This window comes from Gimibacter soli (assembly GCF_028463845.1).
GTDB classification, from domain to species: domain Bacteria; phylum Pseudomonadota; class Alphaproteobacteria; order Sphingomonadales; family Kordiimonadaceae; genus Gimibacter; species Gimibacter soli.
The window spans coordinates 3573071-3591784 of the sequence record NZ_CP116805.1 but is presented as its reverse complement, the minus strand read 5'-3'; the positions used below and the strand labels follow the sequence as shown (position 1 = coordinate 3591784).

The following is an 18714-nucleotide window of genomic DNA, read 5'->3' as shown; positions in this document are numbered from 1 at the left end:
CCTCGTGCCAATGGTACTTCAGCTCAAGCTGCGGAAGAGTAGGTCGCCGCCAGATCTACAAAATAGCGATAAACATCGACACAATCTCATTGGACACACGAGCCGCACGATGCCCGTGCGGCTTTTTGTTCAAATCAGGATCAGACTTTCTTGACGCGGGGTGGAGCAGCCCGGTAGCTCGTCAGGCTCATAACCTGAAGGTCGTCGGTTCAAATCCGGCCCCCGCAACCAATAATCAGAACGGCTTAGACAGAAATGTCTGAGCCGTTTTTGTTTGTGCGGAAGCAATGCGGACGCGGCGCGCATGCGGGTCACGGGCCCGCCCTCACCACAAGTTTACCGGCCCCGGCGCGCTAAGTGCGAGACGGCGGGGCGATTGTGGGAAATACTGGCGCCGAGGATTTCTCCCTCCCCCATCCCAGAGCCGCATCTATGACCCAACGGCGTCACAGAGAGGAAAAGCCATGCAATATGAACTCAAGATCAATGGTCAGAAGCGCACCGTTGAAGCCGAACCCGGCACGCCCCTTTTGTGGGTGCTGCGCGACGAGATGAAGCTCACGGGCACCAAATTTGGCTGCGGGGTTGCCTATTGCGGCGCCTGCACCGTGCATCTGGATGGCACGCCGTCCCGGTCCTGCCAGACCTTCGTCGAGGACGCCGTAGAGACCGACATCACCACCATCGAAGGTGCCAAAGGCCGGATTGCCGAGGCAGTACAGGCGGCGTGGCGCGAAAAGGACGTGGTGCAGTGCGGCTGGTGCCAGTCCGGCCAGATCATGTCGGCCATCGGGCTCCTGTCGGAAAATCCGAAACCCAGTGACGCCGAGATCCGCGACTATATGGACGGCAACGCCTGCCGCTGCGTCACCTATGTCCGCATCAACGAGGCCGTTAAGCTCGCCTCGGAAAAGCTGGAGGGCTAAGCCATGAATATCAGTGTTTCCCGTCGCGGCTTCCTGAGAGGCTCGGCTGCCGGTGCTGCCGCCCTCCTCATCGGCCTTAACGCGCGCGGTGTGCTGGCGGCTGCCGGCAGCCTGAGCGCTGACATCAACCCGTTCGTCCGGATTGACGCCGACGGCATGGTCACCGTGATCATCAAGCATTTCGAAATGGGGCAGGGCACCACGACCGGCCTCACGACCCTTGTCGCTGAAGAGCTGGATGCGGACTGGGACCGCGTGAAGCCCGAGTTTGCCGCTGCCAATGACAAGCTTTATGCGAACCTCTTTTTCGGGGCGCAGGGCACCGGCGGCTCCACCTCGATCGCCAATTCCTTCCTGCAGTACCGCGAGGCGGGTGCCGCCGCGCGCGACCTGCTCGTGCGGGCGGCTGCCGCCAGCTGGAAGGTTGACCCGGCATCGATCACCGTTGAAAAAGGCATCCTGAAATCCGGCAGCAAATCGGGCCATTTCGGCAAGTTCGTATCGGCAGCGGCCAAGCTGCAGCCGGCCGAGAAGCCGACAATCAAGACGCCCGACCAGTTCAAGTTGATCGGTAATGCCAAGCTGCACCGCAAGGACAATGATGGCAAAACCGACGGCACCGCCATGTTCGCCATGGATGTGCATCTGCCGGGTATGATCTATGCCGCCATCATGCGGGCGCCCAGGTTTGGCGGCACCGTTACCTCGTTCGATGACAGCGGCGCGAAAGGCGTGCCGGGCTTCATCGCGGCCAAGGCCCTGCCGAATAACGCGGGTGTTGTGGCCTTCGGGAAAAACACCTGGGCGGCGTTCCAGGCCCGTGATGCGCTCTCGGTCGAATGGGATTTCACCAAGGCCGAAGGCCGCAGCACCGATGCCATGACGGCAGACCTGCATGCGCTTCTGGACAAGCCGCAGTTCGAGGCAAGCCACGAAGTATCGCTGGCCTCCGTTGCTCCGGCACTCGCCGGTGCCGCCAAAACCATCGAGGCGGAGTTTGATTTCCCCTTCCTTGCCCATGCGCCGCTGGAGCCCGAGAACTGCATCATCGAGCCGGTCGCCGGTGGCGGCGTGCGGGTTCATGACGGGTGCCAGTTCCCGACCTTCACCCGGCCGATGGTGGCCGCCGCCCTTGGCCTTGCGCCTGAAAAGGTGGAGATCAAAACCTATTATGCTGGTGGGTCTTTCGGGCGGCGGGCCAACAAGGATTCCGACTATAATGTCGAAGCCGCGATGGCCTTTGCCGTGTCGGACCGCAAGGCGCCGGTGAAACTGGTGTGGAGCCGGGAAGACGACATTCGCGGTGGCTATTACCGTTCTGTCGCGGCACATCGTGCGAAAGTGGGGCTCGATGGGGGCGGCAAGATCGTCGGCTGGGATCACCGGATCGCCACCAAGTCGATCATGAAGGGCTCGCCCTTCGAAGGCATGGTGCAGAACGGGGTGGACCCGACCTCGGTGGAGGGTGTGGCGGAGAGCCTTTATACCCTGCCGAATCTGGCCATTGGTCTCAGCGATTTCGAGACACCGGTGCCGATCCTCTGGTGGCGCTCGGTGGGGCATACCCACACTGCCTTCGTGATGGAAAGCCTTCTCGATATGGTGGCGCGCGAAAGCGGGCAGGACCCGATCGAGATGCGCCTGTCGATGCTGGACCCTGCAAAGCCCAATCAGGCCCGCATGATCGAAGCGATCAAGCTGGTCCGGGAGACCTCGGGCTGGAAGAAGGGCGACCAGCGCGGCTTTGCCTGCCATTATTCCTTCAACACCTGCGTTGCCGTTGTGGCGGATGTGGCGGCGGATGGCACCAGCGTCCATGTCGACAAGCTCCATATGGCAGTCGAATGCGGCGTGGCGGTCAATCCCGATGTGATCCGCGCCCAGATGGAAGGCGGGGCGGGCTTCGCGCTGACGGCCATTTTCCGCGATGCCATCACGCTGACGGACGGCGAGGTCGACCAGTATAACTTCCCGGACTATGAGCTTCTCCGGAACAAGGAGATGCCGGCCGTGGACGTGGCCATCGTGCCGTCGAACAATGCGCCCACCGGCGTCGGCGAACCCGGCGTGCCGCCGACCGGCCCGGCAGTCGCCAACGCGATCTTCGCGAAAACCGGCAAGCGCATCATGGACCTGCCCATGACCAAGGCGGGGTTCGAGTTCGTCTGACCGAGAAGTCGACGGTCGCAGCAACCATTGAAAGAACGGCTCGGGGCGGAGGCTCCGGGCCGTTTTTTCTGTTTCCCTTGAAGGAGCTGTGGCCGGAGCGGGTTAACGATAGGGGCTTTCCGTCCAGCGCCACCACGTGTAGGCTGAGTTTTGGAAGAATTAAAAGGGGTAGGTAGTGTCGCTAGTCGCGCAACGGGGAAAGCTCGCGCCGCAAAAGTTGCATTTTATTTCCGGCCTGCCGCGGTCGGGATCGACGCTCCTGTCGGCGCTCCTTCGGCAGAACCCGCGCTTTCATGCCTCGATGTCGAGCGCACTCGCGCCCCTTGTCGCTGCCAATCTCAACATCATGGGGTCGGGCACCGAGGTGTCGCTCCTTCTTGAAGAAAGCCAGCGTCCGGCGATCCTGAAAGCAGTGGTGGCGGCCTTCTGTCGTACGACCACTGACCGCGAGATATTCTTCGATACCAATCGCCAATGGACGGCACGGATGCCGCTTCTGGCCGACATGTTTCCGGAATCGAAAGTGATCGCCTGCGTGCGCGATGTGCCCTGGGTGATGGACAGTCTGGAGCGCATGTTCCGCAAGGACCCTTACGAAAATACGCGCATGTTCGGCAACGACGGCGAGCGGGCGACTGTCTACAGTCGGACTGAAGCGCTCGCCCGCCATAACCGGCTTGTGGGTCTCGCCTGGACATCGCTTAAGGAAGCCTTCTACGGCGAGCATTCGAAGCGCCTGCTGATCGTCGATTATGAAATCCTGACCCGGGCGCCCGAAAAGACGCTGAAGCTGGTTTATCAGTTTATGGGCGAGAGCTGGTACAAGGGTCATGATTTCGACCATGTGGAATTTGATGCGGAACGCTTCGATGAGGCGCTTGGCGTCAAGGGCTTGCACAAGGTGCGGCCCAAGGTCGAATTCAAGGCACGCAAAACGGTGCTGCCGCCCGATCTTTTCCGGAAGTTCGAGGGGATGGATTTCTGGAAGGATACGGCGGGCACTAGCGCCAGCGTGATTGTGGCGCAGCAAACGGCGCCAGCGGCCCGCAAGGCTGCGACGCTGGAAGAGGCCGTGGCGGAGTAGGCCGCAGGAACAGACGTTCGAGTAACCGGGGCAGCACATGTGCTGCCCGGATTTGTTGGGAGGCATCATGCCGGACGATATCGATCTGAAATTCTCGACACGCGAAGCAACAGACGCGCTGGAGCCCCAGCTTGTTTCGGGCGGTGGGACACTGATTGTTGTCGATACATCCGTTGCCGGTTTTGAAAAGCTCCTCGATGGCCTGTCGCCGGACGCGGAAGTGCTGTTGTTCGACGGCGCGAATGGCGGTCTCGCGGACCTAGCGACTGCCCTTGGGGGGCGCGCTGGGCTTTCCTCGATCCAGATCGTTTCCCACGGCGGCGAAGGCGCTCTCGTTTTCGGCACCGATACGGTGACGGCTGACAATATTGAAGATCATAGTGATGCTCTGGCGACGATCGGCAAAGCGCTCGGCGAAGGTGGCGACCTCCTTCTCTATGGCTGCGAAGTGGGGGGCGGTGGCACCGGACAGGCCTTCATCGACGCGGTTGCCAAGGCAACGGGCGCTGATGTGGCGGCGTCCGATGACCTGACCGGTTCGGTTGCAGCAGGCGGCGACTGGGATCTTGAAATTCGTACCGGTGATATCGAGGCCGAAACGCCTTTCTCGGATGCAGCGCTCGCCGATTTTTCGGGCGTGCTGGCGATCCCGGGCACGATCAACTTCAGCAGTATTGGTACAGCCGGTTCGTTGGGTGGTGCCAACAGCGTCAATGCCAGTGCGACCGACAGCGGTTACACGCTGACCTTGGACGGCGCCAGTGCCAGTACATATATGGGCTTCGGACGGGGATACACGAGCTCTGGGGAAACCATGCTCACGCTGTCCTTCAATGGCGGCTACCAGTTTTCGGCAACCTCGATCTATCTTTACAATGTTTCCGGGACCAACGATTCGTTCAAGATCACTTCCGACCAGGGAGATTCTGTCACAACCGGAACCTATGCCGATTCCGCAGGTGGCACGATCAACCTTACCGGCTTCGACAATATCACGAAGCTTTATATCTATGCCGTCGACAATAGCGGCTATTTCAGTATCGATAATCTGGCGATCAGTTCGATCAGTGCGCCGAACAATGCGCCAACTGTATCCGGCGCGCCGAGCGATGTGACGGTCACTGAAGACACCGCCAGCAACCTTGATCTTTCTGCTGTTACCTTTGCCGATGCTGACGGCGACAGCCTGACGGTGACGCTGGCGGTCGGGGCCGGCACGATGGCAGCCTCTTCGGGTGGCAGCGTGACTGTGGGCGGTTCCGGCACCGGCACGATGACACTGTCGGGCACGGCCGCCAATATCAATACCTTCCTCGATACGGCCTCCAACATCCAGTATACCGGCGCGTCCAATGCGAATGGTGACGATGCCACAACGCTGACCATCACACCGAACGACGGTACCGTTGATGGCACTCCGGCCAATGTGAATATCGATATCACCGCCGTGAACGATGCCCCGACCATTTCGGGCGCGCCGAGCGATGTGACGGTCACCGAGGATACGGCCAGCAACCTCGATCTTTCCGCTATCACCCTGGCGGATGTGGAAGGCGACAGCCTTACCGTAACGCTGGCGGCAGGTGCCGGCACGATGGCGGCTTCGTCTGGCGGCGGGGTCACTGTGGGTGGCTCGGGCACCGGCACGATGACGCTGTCGGGCACGGTCGCCAATATCAACACCTTCCTCGATACGGCGTCGAACATCCAGTACACGGGTGCGTCCAATGCGAACGGCAACGACGCGACGACCGTGACCATCACACCGAACGATGGCACAGTGAATGGCACGCCTGCTGTTGTGAATATCGACATCACCGCCGTGAATGACGCGCCGACCATTTCGGGCGCGCCGAGTGATGTTACGGTCACTGAAGATACCGCCAGCGACCTTGATCTTTCTGCCGTTACCTTCGCGGACGTGGAAGGCGACAGCCTGACCGTAACGCTGGCGGCAGGGGCCGGCACGATGGCGGCCTCTTCGGGCGGCGGGGTCACCATCGGTGGCTCTGGCACGGGCACGATGACGCTGACGGGCACTGTCGCCAACATCAACACCTATCTCGATACGGCCTCCAACATCCAGTACACGGGTGCATCCAACGCTGCCGGCAATGATGCGACGACGCTGACGATCACGCCGAATGACGGGACGGATGATGGCACCCCGGCTGTGGTGAATATCGATATCACCGGTGTGAATGACGATCCGTCCGGCGCCGGCGCGCCGAGCGATATCACGGTGGCAGAAGACACCGCTTCGTCTGTCGATTTCAGTGGTATCAGCTTTACGGATGTGGACGGCGACACGGTCACCGTGAAGGTATCGGCAGGGGCTGGCACCTTCGGGCTTGCCAATCCGGCGCCTTATTCCCTGGCGGCGAGCGGCAACGGAACTGGCACTTTCACGCTGACCGGAACGATCGCCGATATCGAAAGCTATTTCGATACGCCGTCGAACGTAACCTATGCGACGGCCTCGAACGTGACCGGCAATGATGTCACGACCATTGCGGTCACCATCAACGATGGCAACGGCGGCGGCGATATTGCCGTTGGCACCGTGAATGTTGATAGCGCCGCAGTGAACGATGCCCCGACCTTTGCAGGGCTGGACGGCACGCCCTCCTTCACGGAAGGGGGCAGCGCCGTCACGCTCGACAGCGATGTGACGGTGGCGGACCTTGAGCTTGATGCGGCCGCCGATTTCGCTGGCGCCTCGCTCACCATCGCGCGGAACGGCGGCGCCGATACGACCGATACTTTCGGCTTCGGGGCAAGCGGAAGCTTTGCAGTTTCGGGCGGCGACCTGCAGGCCGGCGGCCTGACGTTTGCAACCTTCACGGATGTGAACGGCACGCTGACCATCAATTTCACATCCTCGGGCACCACTGCGACGGGCGCGCTTGTTGATGCCGTGTTGCAGGCCATCACCTACCAGAACACGTCCAACACGCCACCGGCCACGGCCCAGATGGACTGGACCTTCAGCGACGGCAACAGCGCCAGCGCGCAAGGCACGGGCGACAATCCGGGTACGGTGACGGGCTCGACGACCGTTTCGATCACCGGTGTGAATGATGAACCGACGCTGACGGCAACAGGCGGTGACCCGACCTATGTGGAAGGGGCAGGTGCCGCTGATCTCTTCAACACCGTCTCGGCGTCGACCGTGGAAAGCGGGCAGACGGTGAGCGGCCTGACGCTGACCGTGACCAACCTGTCGGACGGAGCGTCTGAGATCCTCGCTGCCGATGGCACGTCCATCGCACTGACGAACGGCAACAGCGGCACTACCGCAACCAACAGCCTGTCCTACAGTGTCTCCGTCACCGGCGGCACGGCGACGGTGACGCTGTCCGGCGGCACCATGAGCGAAGCGGCTGTCACCACACTGGTCGATGGCCTCGGGTATCAGAACACGAGCGACGATCCGACGACAGGCTCGAGCCGTGTGGTCACCATCACCAGCATGGCTGATAGCGGCGGTACCGCGAACGGTGGTGACGACACGGCATCGCTGGCGATCTCGTCGACCGTGTCGCTGACGCCAGTGAATGACGCGCCGTCCGTGGGTAACGTATTTGGCGATAGCGCCAGCGAGATTGTGGCGGGCACAGGTGCGGAAAATGTGACCGATCTTGATGACGCGACTGTCACCAATGCTGATTCCGCCGACTATAATGGCGGGTTCCTGACGATTGCCCAGGATTCCGGCACAGCGAATGGCAGCTGGTCTGTCGATGGCGCCAATGTCACCTCGGGCGGGGATGGTGTCATTTCAGCGGGTGAGACAATCATGGTCGGCGGTGTTTCGGTCGGCACGGTCCATGCCACGAACGACGGGCAGGGCGGCAACACGCTCGAAATCGATTTCGATACGGCGAACGCCACATCCGCGAATATCCAGACGCTGATCCAGAATCTGAATTATTCGGGCCCGAGCGGGCTTGGGGCACGGGACTTTACCCTCACCCTCAATGATGGGGACGGCACGGCGAACGGTGGCGATCAGGATGCCTCCGGCGCCTTCACGATCACCATGACGCCGAACCCGCCGGTGATCAGCAACATGGATGGCGATAGTGCCACCTGGACGGAAGGCGGCAGTGCCGTTGCGCTTGATACCGGGACCGCGGCCTCGATCACCGATGCGGATTCGTCCGATTTCGATGGCGGTAACCTGACGGTCAGCTATCAGTCCGGCCAGCAGAATGAAGACCGGATCACGCTCAACACAAGTGGCACGGTGACGCTCTCTGCAGGCATGACGGCAGGCTCCACCGTATCGGTGGGCGGCACGGCCATCGGCACGATCAATGTGGGGGCAACCGGCGGGGCCGGCGAAGACCTGACCATCACCTTCAATTCCGATGCAACGGTCGCCCGTGTGCAGACGCTTGTTCAGGCGCTGCAATATGACAATGTGGGCGGCGATACGCCGACCGACGGCGACCGCGAAATCCGGATCACGGTCACCGATGCCGGCTCGAATGCCGCATCCGGTTCGGCTGATGTGACGATCAATGTGGATCCCGTGAACGACAATCCGTCGGCGACAGGCGTGCCGACGGATGTGACGGTCACGGAGGACACGGCATCGAATCTCAATATCTCGGCAATCAGCCTCAGTGACGACAGCGGTGTGGCATCGGTAACGGTGACGCTGGCTGTGAACGCCGGCACCATGACGGCATCATCGGGTGGCGGGGTCACCGTTACGGGCTCCGGCACCGGTTCGCTTTCGCTTGCCGGTACGATTGCCGACATCGACACATGGCTCAACACCGCATCGAACGTGCAATATACCGGGGCATCGAATGCGGCGGGCAATGACGCGGCGACGCTGACGATCACCGCAAACGACGGCGGCAATACGGGCTCGGGCGGGGGCGGCAATGTCACGCTCGGCACGGTCAATATCGATATCACCGGGGTGAATGACGCGCCGACCTCGTCGGGGGGGACTGCCTCGGGCACGGCAGGCAAGTCGCTCACTTTCGCGGCCTCGAATTTCGCCTTCGCCGATGTGGATAGTGGCGACACGCTCGCCAGCATCCGGATCGATACGCTGCCGGCAACCGGCATACTGAAGCTGAACGGCGTGGATGTTACGCTCAACCAGGTGATCACGGCGGCCAATATCGCGCAGCTCACCTATACGGGCGATGCGGCTGGCAGCTATACCTTCACCTATAGCGTCAATGACGGCACGACCTTCGCAGCAGCACCCGCAACGATGACGGTATCACTCGTCAATGCCGGCAATCTGGCGCCCGCGGCCCCGCAGCTCAGTGGCCAGACAGTGGCGGAAAATGCCGCCGGTGCCACCATCGGCACCCTGACGGCGGTGGACCCCGAAGGTGGCGCCGTTACCTTCACCGTGTCGGACAGCCGGTTCGAGGTCATCGGTAGCACGCTGAAACTGAAGGCCGGTGTATCGCTTGATTTTGAAACGGAACCGGCCGTGAACATCCTGGTCACGGCGCGCGATGCGTTGGGCCTGACCTCCTCCCGTGGCTTCAACATCCAGGTCAGCGACGCGGCTGAACAGACCGGCAGTAACGGCAACGACACGCTGGTCGGCACCGACTTTGACGATTTCATCAAACCGGGCGGCGGCAATGACCGTATCGATTCCGGTAATGGCCGCGACACGATCAATGGCGGCACGGGCGACGACACCATCCATGGCGGCGACGATGACGACTTGCTGCTGGGTGGCGTCGGCAACGACAGTGTGCGGGGCGATGCCGGCAACGACCTGATCTATGCAGGCCGTTTCGATCTTGGCGATGACCGGGTACTTGGTGATGAAGGCAGCGACACGCTCGGTGGCGGGCGCGGTGACGACACCGTCATGGGCGGCGCCGGTGACGACCTCCTTTGGGGCCGCGAAGGCGATGACAATCTTGCCGGCGGCGAGGGTGATGACCTCATTTACAATGGTGATGGTAACGACACCGTTGTGGGCGGTGCCGGGGACGACACGCTGTGGGCCAACGCGGGGGATGACATCCTTTCGGGCGGCGACGGCGCGGATACCTTCCTGTTCGGCATGCTGGTTGGCCACGATGTGATCAGCGACTTCGATGTGGATGAGGATGCCCTCGATTTCCGCCAGTCCGGCAGCGGCTTCACTGTCCTTGATGACCTGATCGCGGCGGCCAGCGAAACATCGGTGGACGGCGTCGCCGGCGTGCTGATTGATCTGGGCGGGGAGAACAGCGTCTTCCTTGCGGGCCTCGATCTCGCTGACCTGAATGACGTGACGGCCCTGTTCTGACACGCAAAATATTGAAAGCGGCCCGGCTCTGATAAGGCTGGGCCGTTTTCATTTCCAGCGCCGCCCCGTTTCAGTCCCTATGGAAAATCATAGTTTCGTCCGGGCCAAGTGCGCGGTTAGGCTGGCAGCTGCAGGCACGTATGCAGCGGCGTGAGGGAGGATGTGATGACCGGTATCAGGGCAAGGGTGATGGGGCTTGTTGCGATCAGCCTTCTGGTGGCTGTGCCGGCAGCGGCTGACACTTTTGATACTTTCGAGGAAGCCGAACGCGATATTTGCACGAGCGCCGAGGACGCCGCCGTTTTCACCTATTTCAGGGACAGCTATTACGATCTCGACAAGAACCTGCTCGCCGTCACAGGCGGCAGCCGTTACGACCGGCTCGTGGCATTGCCGAAGGAGAAACAGGCCGAACGCCTCGCGTTCGATCATGACCGCGTGCAGGGGCTGATCCCGCGCATGGGGCGGCTGTTTCCGCGCATGAACCGGCCGCTTGATATCCCGCCGATGATCAAGCAGCTGAAGGACGGGGCAATCTGGCAACCGCTTTCGGACCATCACACCGAAATCCTGAGGGTGGCCTTCACCCGACTGCTGATACAGGCCGAGGACGGGGCGGCGACAAAGATGGCGGCTTTCCTTGAGGCGTTCGACGACTATGAAAACAAGCTTCTGGACGCGAAGGCAGACGGCATCACTGCCGAAGACGCGCAAGTGCTTTCCTATCTTCGGGGGGAGGTCGCAAGCCGCTACCGCGACAGCCTGCGGTTCCTCGCAAAGGACGTGATCTTTGCCGGTGAGTTCCGTGAAAAGATGGTGGCAGGTGTGCAAGTTGCGTGTGCCGGACCTGCGGAAGAGAAAGAATGACCGATGGTATTTGAAAACGATCTGGACGACGACACCATCGAGGCAATCATCGCGGGCCCTTCACATGAAGACCGCTGCATGTTGCCGATATGGCTGTCGCTCGATCCGCCGGAGGATGTGGATGTGGAAGCCCTGTGCGTGCGGTTGGCCCATCACGAGCATCCGAATGTGCGGGGCAATGCGATCCTCGGCTTCGGTCATCTGGCGCGCGTCACAGGCGAACTGAACAGGGAGATTGTCGTGCCGCTGGTGGAGGCTGCCCTGAAGGATGAAGATGCCTATGTGCGCGGGCATGCCGACGATGCCGCAAGCGATATCCAGCATTTTCTGGGTTGGAAAATAAAGCGCTAGTCGCGCACGAAGGTTTTCAACACTTCATCGGCAAGCGAGGCGAGGTCCAGGGGGCCATCCTCGCGCATCCAGTGGCGGCTCCAGGCGAGCGCGCCGCGGATCAGCTGCCGGGCGATGCGGGGATTGTTGCGCAGGCGCCCTGCGGCCCCGAGCGCATCCAGCGTATCGCGCCACGCGCGCTCGTAGGCACCATCCCGAAGCTTCAGGATCGCAGCGCGGTGTTCCTCGTCAAGGCTCCGCCATTCATCCACCAGCACATAAGCCGCGTGTCCGTCTTCCCGGTGGATGGCGCTGAGTTCGGCCAGCATCAGGGCGCGCAGTGCCTCGCGCGGGTCGCCTACACCTTCCGTGGCTGCAACTGCCGCTTCCCCCATCGCCTGAGTCGTTGCCGCCATCGCGGTATAAAGGATTTCCTGCTTCGATTTGAAGTGATGAAAGAGGCTGCCCGACAGGATCCCCGCGCGCTCGGCAATGTCCCTCACTGTCGTGCGCTCATAGCCGCGTTCATAAAAAAGATCGACAGCAACGGCTAGAATCCGGGCTTTCGCCGGGCTGATGGGGCCAAGCGGAAGGGCGGGCAGGTCGGCAGTGGCAAGTGCTTCACTCATGCCGCCAGACTAGCCTGTCGCGCAGCAGTTGACAACCAAGCGCTTGCTTGTTTTTATGGAAAAGCTTTCGGGAGGGGAACCATGAGCGACTATCGGTCCATCTATCGGTCGGACATGTTTGCCGGGCGCCGCGTGATCGTCACGGGCGGCGGCAGCGGCATCGGGCGCTGCACCGCGCACGAGCTGGCCGCGCTCGGCGCGGACGTGATCATCACTGGCCGCAAGGTCGAGAAGCTTGAAAAGGTGGTTGCCGAGATCACGGCGGATGGCGGCAAGGCCAGCTATCGCGCCTTCGATATCCGCGACGAGGGCGCAGTGCGGGACGGGATCGACGCCATCCTCAAGGGTGGGGCGGTTACCGGGCTTGTCAACAATGCCGGCGGCCAGTTCCCGTCGCCCCTTGAGAAAATATCAACAAACGGGTTCGAGACCGTGCTGCGCACCAATGTGGTGGGTGCCTTCAATGTCTCGCGCGAGCTTGTCACCCAGTCGATGAAGGATACGGGCGGCGCCATCGTCAACATCACCGCCGACTTTTGGACCGGCATGCCGACCATGGGCCATTCGGGGGCGGCGCGTGCGGCGTGCGACAATCTCACCAAAACGGCAGCGGTCGAATGGGGGCGTTTCGGCATCCGGGTGAACAGCGTGGCGCCCGGCTGGGTGGCTTCCTCGGGCTTCGATACCTACACCGACCCGATGGTGACGGCGATCCTGCCGCAACTGAAGAATTTCGTGCCGCTTGGCCGTATCGCCACCGAAGCCGAGATTTCGAGCGCGATTGTGTTTCTGCTTTCCGAAGGAGCAGGGTTTGTCTCCGGCGCCAGCTTGCGCGTCGATGGGGGCGGCAGTCTCTTCAGCCCCATGTTGCCGCCGCAGCCCGCGAAGAACAGCGAAAGCTATCAGGGCTTCCACCGTTACACTCCGCCCAAAGCGCTGAAAGGCTGAAATCGTGCCCGCAATCGTCTCCGCCATCGATCCGGCCTCTGAAAGCTTCAAGGTGAATGCGGCTGCCATGCAGGCCGAACTGGATGTGATTGCGGGGATCGAGGCGAAGAAGGCCGCAGCACAGGAAAAGGCACGCGGCCTCTTTGAAAGGCGCGGCAAGCTACTCCCCAAGGAACGCCTCGCGCTGCTCCTTGATCCGGGGACACCGTTCCTGGAGCTGGCCTCGCTTGCGGGATACCTGATGTATGACGACAAGGACGGCTCGGGCGCTGGCGGTTCCATCGCCGGGATCGGCTATGTGTCGGGCAAGCGCTGCCTTGTGATTGTCTCCAATTCGGCCGTGAAGGGCGGCACAGTCGCCCCCTCGGGTCTCTGGAAAAGCCTGCGGCTCCAGAATATCGCATTGGAGAACAAGCTGCCTGTCGTCGGCCTGATGGAAGGCGGCGGCGCCAACCTCAACCATGTGTCCGACATGTTTGTGGAAGGTGCGCGGTCCTTTGCCAATCAGGCGCGGCTGTCGGCTGCCGGTATCCCGCAGATCACGGTGGTGCATGGCAGCTCTACAGCTGGCGGGGCGTACCAGCCGGGGCTATCCGACTATGTGATCATGGTGCGGGGAGGCTCGAAAGTCTTCCTTGCCGGCCCGCCACTATTGAAGGCTGCAACCGGCGAGATCGCGACGGACGAGGAACTGGGCGGCGCCGAGCTGCATGCCGAGGTGACAGGCAGCGCGGATTATCTGGCCGAGAATGATGCTGACGGTATTCGTTACGCTCGCGAAATAATGGCAAAACTGCAGTGGGAAAATGGCCCTGCACGCGAGGGTCTCATAGAGCCGCTATATCCGGTGGACGAGCTGATCGGCGTGGTGCCTGCCGAGGCCAAAACGCCCTATGACGTGCGCGAGGTGATCGCGCGGCTGGTGGATGGCTCCGATTTCCTCGATTTCAAACCGGATTATGACGGGCAAACCGTGTGCGGGCATGCCGCCATCGAAGGGCAGACCATCGGCATCATCGGCAACAACGGCCCGATCACGCCGAAGGGGGCAACCAAGGCCGCGCAGTTCGTGCAGCTGGCCGATCAGGCCGGGATCCCGCTCCTGTTCCTCCACAACACGACGGGCTTCATGGTGGGCAAACAGGCGGAAGCGGACGGCGTGATCAAGCATGGTTCGAAGCTCATTCAGGCGGTGACCAACGCCCGCGTGCCGCGTATCTCGATCCATATCGGCGGCAGTTACGGCGCCGGCAACTATGCCATGTGCGGGCGCGGTGTGGACCCGCGCTTCGTCTTCTCGTGGCCCAATGTGAAGACCGCCGTGATGGGCGGCGCGCAGGCCGGGATGGTCCTCAAGATCGTCGCGCTTGAAAAAGCCGCGCGCGAAGGGATCGAACCGCAGATCGAAATGGTCGAGGCGATGGAGAAGGCAACCGCCGAGCAGATGGATGCCCGCTCCACCGCGCTTTATGGCAGCGCCCGGCTTTGGGACGACGGCATCATCGACCCGCGCGATACCCGCCGGGTTCTCGCTTTCATCCTTGATATCTGCCGCGATGCGGACACTCGCGTCACCCGCCCCAACACGTTCGGCGTTGGCCGTTTCTGACAAAGGAGAGACCCCCGTGCTTTTCACCGACCAGCATAACGAGCTTCGCCGCACCGTCGCCCGCTTCGTGGAAGAGGAAGTGAACCCCTATGTGGATGATTGGGAGGAAGCCGGCATCTTCCCCGCACACGAGCTGTTCAAAAAGATGGGGAACCTTGGCCTTCTGGGCATCTCGAAGCCCGAAGAATATGGCGGCCTCGGGCTCGACTATTCTTACGAGATGGTGCTGGCTGAGGAACTTGGCGGTATCCGCTGCGGCGGGGTGCCGATGGGTATCAGCGTGCAGACGAATATGGCGACGCCGGCTCTCGCCCGCTTCGGGTCCGATGAGCTGCGCGCCGAATTCCTCGCCCCTGCCATCGCCGGTGATATGGTCGCCTCGATCGCGGTGTCCGAACCCCATGCGGGGTCGGATGTGGCCGCCATCCGCACGAAGGCTGTTCGGGACGGCGACGATTATGTGATCAACGGCACCAAGATGTGGATCACCAATTCCACGCAGGCCGATTTCCTGTGCCTCTTGGCCAACACCGGTGACGCGCCCGCGCACAAGAACAAGTCGCTGATTGTGGTGCCAACCAAAACCAAGGGCGTCAGCTTCTCACCGCGTCTCAACAAGCTTGGCATGCGCTCGTCCGATACTGCCCAGATCTTCCTCGATGAGGTGCGCGTGCCAGCGCGGTACCTGATCGGCCGGGAAGGGGATGGCTTCCGCATGCAGATGATGCAGTTCCAGGAAGAGCGGCTTTGTGCCGCGATGCTGGGGCCCAAGGGCATGGAACGCTCGATCCAGCTGACCATCGATTATGCCCGCGAGCGCGAGATGTTCGGCAGCACGGTGCTCGACAATCAGGTCGTCCAGTACCGTCTGGCCGAGCTTGCAACCGAAGTGGAAGCCCTCCGTTCGCTCATCTACCGGGCGACGGAAGACTATATCAACGGTGTCGATGTCACCCGGCTTGCCAGTATGGCCAAGTTGAAAGCCGGGCGGCTGGCCCGCGAGGTATCGGATGCCTGCCTCCAGTATTGGGGCGGCATGGGCTTCATGTGGGATAACCCGATTGCGCGCAGCTACCGCGACAGCCGCCTGTCCTCCATCGGGGGCGGGTCGGACGAAACCATGCTGCGCATCCTCTCCAAAATCATGGGCATGGACAAATCGAAGGGGCTTTGACGCCATGATCGAACAAGGCCTTGAACGCGGTGTCCTTACCCTCTGGCTCGCCCGGCCCGAAGCCCGCAACGCCCTGACCGCCGAGATGGTTGACGGCCTGATGGCTGGCCTGAAGGCTGCCGCCGATGATGCCGCGGTGCGGGTCGTGGTGATCCGAGGGCGGGGCGGTTTCCTCTCGGCAGGGGCTGACCTGAAGAGCATGGGGGCGGGTGGCAAGGATGGTGTCATCAAGACCAATCGCCGCTTCGGGGAAATGGTGGAGGCCGCCGAACGCTTCCCGAAACCGCTCGTTGTGGTGGCTGAAGGCGCGGCGCTCGGTGGGGGCTTCGGCCTTCTGTGTGCGGCCGATGTGGCGATTGCCGAAGCAGGCTGCAAGTTCGGCATGCCGGAGGTTACCCGCGGCCTGATCCCGGCCCAGATCGCGCCCTTCGTGGTGGCCCGTATCGGCCATACCCAAACCCGGCGGCTGGCACTGACCGGCGAGATGATCGACGGCGCCGAGGCCGAACGGCTGGGGCTGGTCCATCATGTGGAAACAGGCACGGAGGCCGTGGAAGCGCGGCTCGCCACGGTGCTCGTGCAGCTGCGCGGTGCGGCGCCCGATGCAGCATTCGTCACCAAGGCGCTCCTCGCGCAGATGGCGGTGAGGGTGGATGCGGCGATGCTGGACCGCGCTGCTCTTCTGTTCACCGAAGCAGCGATGAGCGCCGAGGGGGCAGAAGGCATGAAAGCCTTTGCCGAGAAACGTAAGCCAGGCTGGGCGGAGGAAGACGCATGATCCGCCGCCTGATGATTGCCAACCGGGGCGAGATCGCGGTGCGTATCATCCGCACGGCCAGGGCCATGGGGATCGAAACGGTTGCTGTATATTCGGAAGCAGACCGGGGCGCGCTGCATGCCCGCGTGGCGGACCGCGCGGTTTGCATCGGTGCGGCACCGGCAGCGCAATCCTACCTGAATATCGAGGCGGTCATGAAGGCCGCCGTAGACACGGGCGCCGACGCCATCCATCCGGGCTATGGCTTCCTGTCTGAAAACGCGGCCTTCGCCAAAGCGGTGGAAGATGCGGGCCTCATCTTCGTGGGGCCGACGGCGGATGTGATCGAAAAGATGGGCGACAAGCGCGAGGCGCGGTTGATTGCAGCCGCCGCCGGTGTGCCCTGTGTGCCGGGATATGACGGCGACGACCGCTCGGACGAGCGTTTGAAGGCCGAAGCCGGGCGGATCAGTTTCCCGTTGATGATCAAGGCAACTGCCGGGGGCGGCGGCAGGGGCTTGCGGCGGGTCGCGCACCTTGATGACTTCGATGCGGCGCTTGCGTCGGCCCGGCGGGAGGCTGGCGCTGCTTTCGGGTCGGTCGATGTGCTTCTTGAGCGTGTCATTGCGCCGGCTCGCCATGTGGAAGTGCAGGTGTTCGGTGACGCCCACGGGAATGTCGTCCATCTGGGGGAGCGGGACTGCTCGGCCCAGCGGCGGCACCAGAAGGTGGTTGAGGAAGCCCCCTGCAGCACGATCAGCACCGAGACGCGCGCGCGGCTCCATACGGCAGCGGTCGATCTCGCGAAGGCTGTGGGCTACCGGGGTGCTGGCACGGTTGAATTTCTGGTGGGGTCCAAAGGCGATATCTTCTTCCTTGAGATGAACACCCGCCTGCAGGTGGAGCATCCGGTGACGGAAGCGGTCACCGGGCTTGACCTCGTGGCACTGCAGCTCCGTGTGGCAGCGGGCGAGGCGCTGGGGCTGTCGCAAGAGGACATCACCTTCACCGGTCACGCTATTGAGGCGCGCCTTTATGCGGAAGACCCCTCTGCCGGTTTCCTGCCGCAGACGGGCCAGCTTGAACGGTTCGATCTTGCAGCATTTTCCGGCCGTGTCGATAGTGGGTTTGAAGGCGGCGCCAGCGTCAGCCCCTTCTATGATCCGATGCTCGCCAAGGTTATCGCGCACGGGGTCACGCGCGCTGACGCCATCCGCAAACTTGCCGCCATGTTGCGGGCCTCGGTCATCGCCGGGGTCACCACCAACAAGGCATACCTTCTGGATATTCTGGCAAGTGACACATTTACAGGTGCCACACACCATACAGGCACGCTGGATGAAAACCCCTATAAACCAGAAGTTTGTGGCGAGGCAGAGGCCGCGTATGCTGCAGCGCTACGACTTTATGCTGCGCTTGAGGCTGTGCCGATGCGCTCGCTCGCCGGCTGGCGGACGCTGCATCATGTGCCCGAACGGCGCACTATGGAGATGGATAGCAAACGCTATCCCTTCACGCTTGCTTCCATGCGCGCCAATGGCGGTTGGCGTATCGTGGTGACGGGCACCGAGGCGCAGCATGATTTCGAGATCGGCGGCCTGAGGGGTGCAGCAATTTCGGGCGATACGATCTGGATCGACACGCCGGCCGGCCATGTGGTCGCGCGCGACGTGACGCTGGCGCCGCCCGAGAAAACATCGAAAGCCGGCAACGGTCGCCTCACCGCCCCGATGGACGGGCAGGTGGTGGCGGTGGCCGTGAAGGCCGGCGACCGGGTGAAGGCGGGTGACCTCGTTTGCACCATCGAAGCCATGAAGATGGAACACAGCGTGAAGGCCGATAGGGACGGCACGATTGCCGAACTGATCGCCGTGCCCGGCACCCAGGTGAAGGGCCGCGCCCTTCTCGCCCGCATTGAATCTGAAGGAGACTGAC

General features: G+C 62.2%; 12 protein-coding genes and 1 tRNA gene. 12 read left to right on the top strand and 1 reads right to left on the bottom strand.

Going from position 1 to position 18714, the window contains the following annotated elements; genetic code table 11:
• Window positions 1-154 precede the first annotated feature (154 nt).
• The 7 genes from PH603_RS16485 to PH603_RS16455 all read left to right on the top strand — a co-directional run bounded on the left by PH603_RS16485 (window position 155) and on the right by PH603_RS16455 (window position 11683).
• Window positions 155-231 (top strand) — tRNA-Met (locus PH603_RS16485).
• Window positions 232-464: 233 nt separating this feature from the next.
• Complete coding sequence (locus PH603_RS16480; RefSeq protein WP_289503856.1) at window positions 465-926, top strand: (2Fe-2S)-binding protein; 462 nt, start codon at window positions 465-467, stop codon at window positions 924-926.
• A gap of 3 nt (window positions 927-929) precedes the next feature.
• Entirely contained in the window at window positions 930-3095 is a 2166-nt protein-coding gene (locus tag PH603_RS16475) for a xanthine dehydrogenase family protein molybdopterin-binding subunit (protein ID WP_289503855.1), read from the top strand.
• Window positions 3096-3270: 175 nt separating this feature from the next.
• A complete protein-coding gene (locus tag PH603_RS16470; RefSeq protein ID WP_289503854.1) occupies window positions 3271-4179 on the top strand; it encodes a sulfotransferase family protein in 909 nt (302 codons plus the stop codon).
• Window positions 4180-4246: 67 nt separating this feature from the next.
• The gene (locus PH603_RS16465; RefSeq protein ID WP_289503853.1) at window positions 4247-10465 is read left to right on the top strand and encodes a DUF4347 domain-containing protein; all 6219 of its coding nucleotides are present in this window, start codon (window positions 4247-4249) and stop codon (window positions 10463-10465) included.
• 165 nt (window positions 10466-10630) lie between these two features.
• Window positions 10631-11332 carry a hypothetical protein gene (locus tag PH603_RS16460; protein ID WP_289503852.1) on the top strand — a complete coding sequence of 234 codons (702 nt, stop codon included), beginning with the start codon at window positions 10631-10633 and terminating at the stop codon, window positions 11330-11332.
• A 3-nt stretch (window positions 11333-11335) separates the two neighbouring features.
• Window positions 11336-11683, top strand: coding sequence for a hypothetical protein (locus PH603_RS16455; protein WP_289503851.1), 348 nt, complete (start codon window positions 11336-11338; stop codon window positions 11681-11683).
• On the opposite strand, the gene PH603_RS16450 is transcribed toward PH603_RS16455, so the two are convergent.
• Entirely contained in the window at window positions 11680-12291 is a 612-nt protein-coding gene (locus tag PH603_RS16450; RefSeq protein WP_289503850.1) for a TetR/AcrR family transcriptional regulator, read from the bottom strand. The two genes, PH603_RS16455 and PH603_RS16450, sit on opposite strands and share 4 nt — an antisense overlap.
• Before the next feature lie 81 nt (window positions 12292-12372).
• Here PH603_RS16450 and PH603_RS16445 point away from each other — a divergent pair, with 81 nt between their 5' ends.
• Genes PH603_RS16445 through PH603_RS16425 form a run of 5 tightly spaced genes read left to right on the top strand, consistent with a single transcriptional unit; the run spans window position 12373 to window position 18713 of the window.
• Window positions 12373-13239: an SDR family oxidoreductase gene (locus tag PH603_RS16445; protein WP_289503849.1), complete on the top strand. Its 867-nt coding sequence runs from the start codon at window positions 12373-12375 to the stop codon at window positions 13237-13239.
• Between the two features lie 4 nt (window positions 13240-13243).
• Window positions 13244-14848 carry an acyl-CoA carboxylase subunit beta gene (locus tag PH603_RS16440; protein ID WP_289503848.1) on the top strand — a complete coding sequence of 535 codons (1605 nt, stop codon included), beginning with the start codon at window positions 13244-13246 and terminating at the stop codon, window positions 14846-14848.
• A gap of 16 nt (window positions 14849-14864) precedes the next feature.
• Window positions 14865-16022, top strand: coding sequence for an acyl-CoA dehydrogenase family protein (locus PH603_RS16435; RefSeq protein WP_289503847.1), 1158 nt, complete (start codon window positions 14865-14867; stop codon window positions 16020-16022).
• A 4-nt stretch (window positions 16023-16026) separates the two neighbouring features.
• Complete coding sequence (locus tag PH603_RS16430) at window positions 16027-16800, top strand: enoyl-CoA hydratase-related protein (protein WP_289503846.1); 774 nt, start codon at window positions 16027-16029, stop codon at window positions 16798-16800.
• Window positions 16797-18713, top strand: coding sequence for an acetyl/propionyl/methylcrotonyl-CoA carboxylase subunit alpha (locus PH603_RS16425; RefSeq protein WP_289503845.1), 1917 nt, complete (start codon window positions 16797-16799; stop codon window positions 18711-18713). Before PH603_RS16430 ends, PH603_RS16425 begins: the two co-directional genes overlap by 4 nt.
• Window position 18714: the final 1 nt, after the last annotated feature.

Coding starts and splice junctions, on each gene's coding strand:
- PH603_RS16455 (WP_289503851.1), top strand. CDS start 11,336: ATGGTATTTGAAAACGATCTGGACGACGACACCATCGAGGCAATCATC.
- PH603_RS16445 (WP_289503849.1), top strand. CDS start 12,373: ATGAGCGACTATCGGTCCATCTATCGGTCGGACATGTTTGCCGGGCGC.
- PH603_RS16450 (WP_289503850.1), bottom strand. CDS start 12,291: ATGAGTGAAGCACTTGCCACTGCCGACCTGCCCGCCCTTCCGCTTGGC.
- PH603_RS16465 (WP_289503853.1), top strand. CDS start 4,247: ATGCCGGACGATATCGATCTGAAATTCTCGACACGCGAAGCAACAGAC.
- PH603_RS16475 (WP_289503855.1), top strand. CDS start 930: ATGAATATCAGTGTTTCCCGTCGCGGCTTCCTGAGAGGCTCGGCTGCC.
- PH603_RS16460 (WP_289503852.1), top strand. CDS start 10,631: ATGACCGGTATCAGGGCAAGGGTGATGGGGCTTGTTGCGATCAGCCTT.
- PH603_RS16480 (WP_289503856.1), top strand. CDS start 465: ATGCAATATGAACTCAAGATCAATGGTCAGAAGCGCACCGTTGAAGCC.
- PH603_RS16425 (WP_289503845.1), top strand. CDS start 16,797: ATGATCCGCCGCCTGATGATTGCCAACCGGGGCGAGATCGCGGTGCGT.
- PH603_RS16430 (WP_289503846.1), top strand. CDS start 16,027: ATGATCGAACAAGGCCTTGAACGCGGTGTCCTTACCCTCTGGCTCGCC.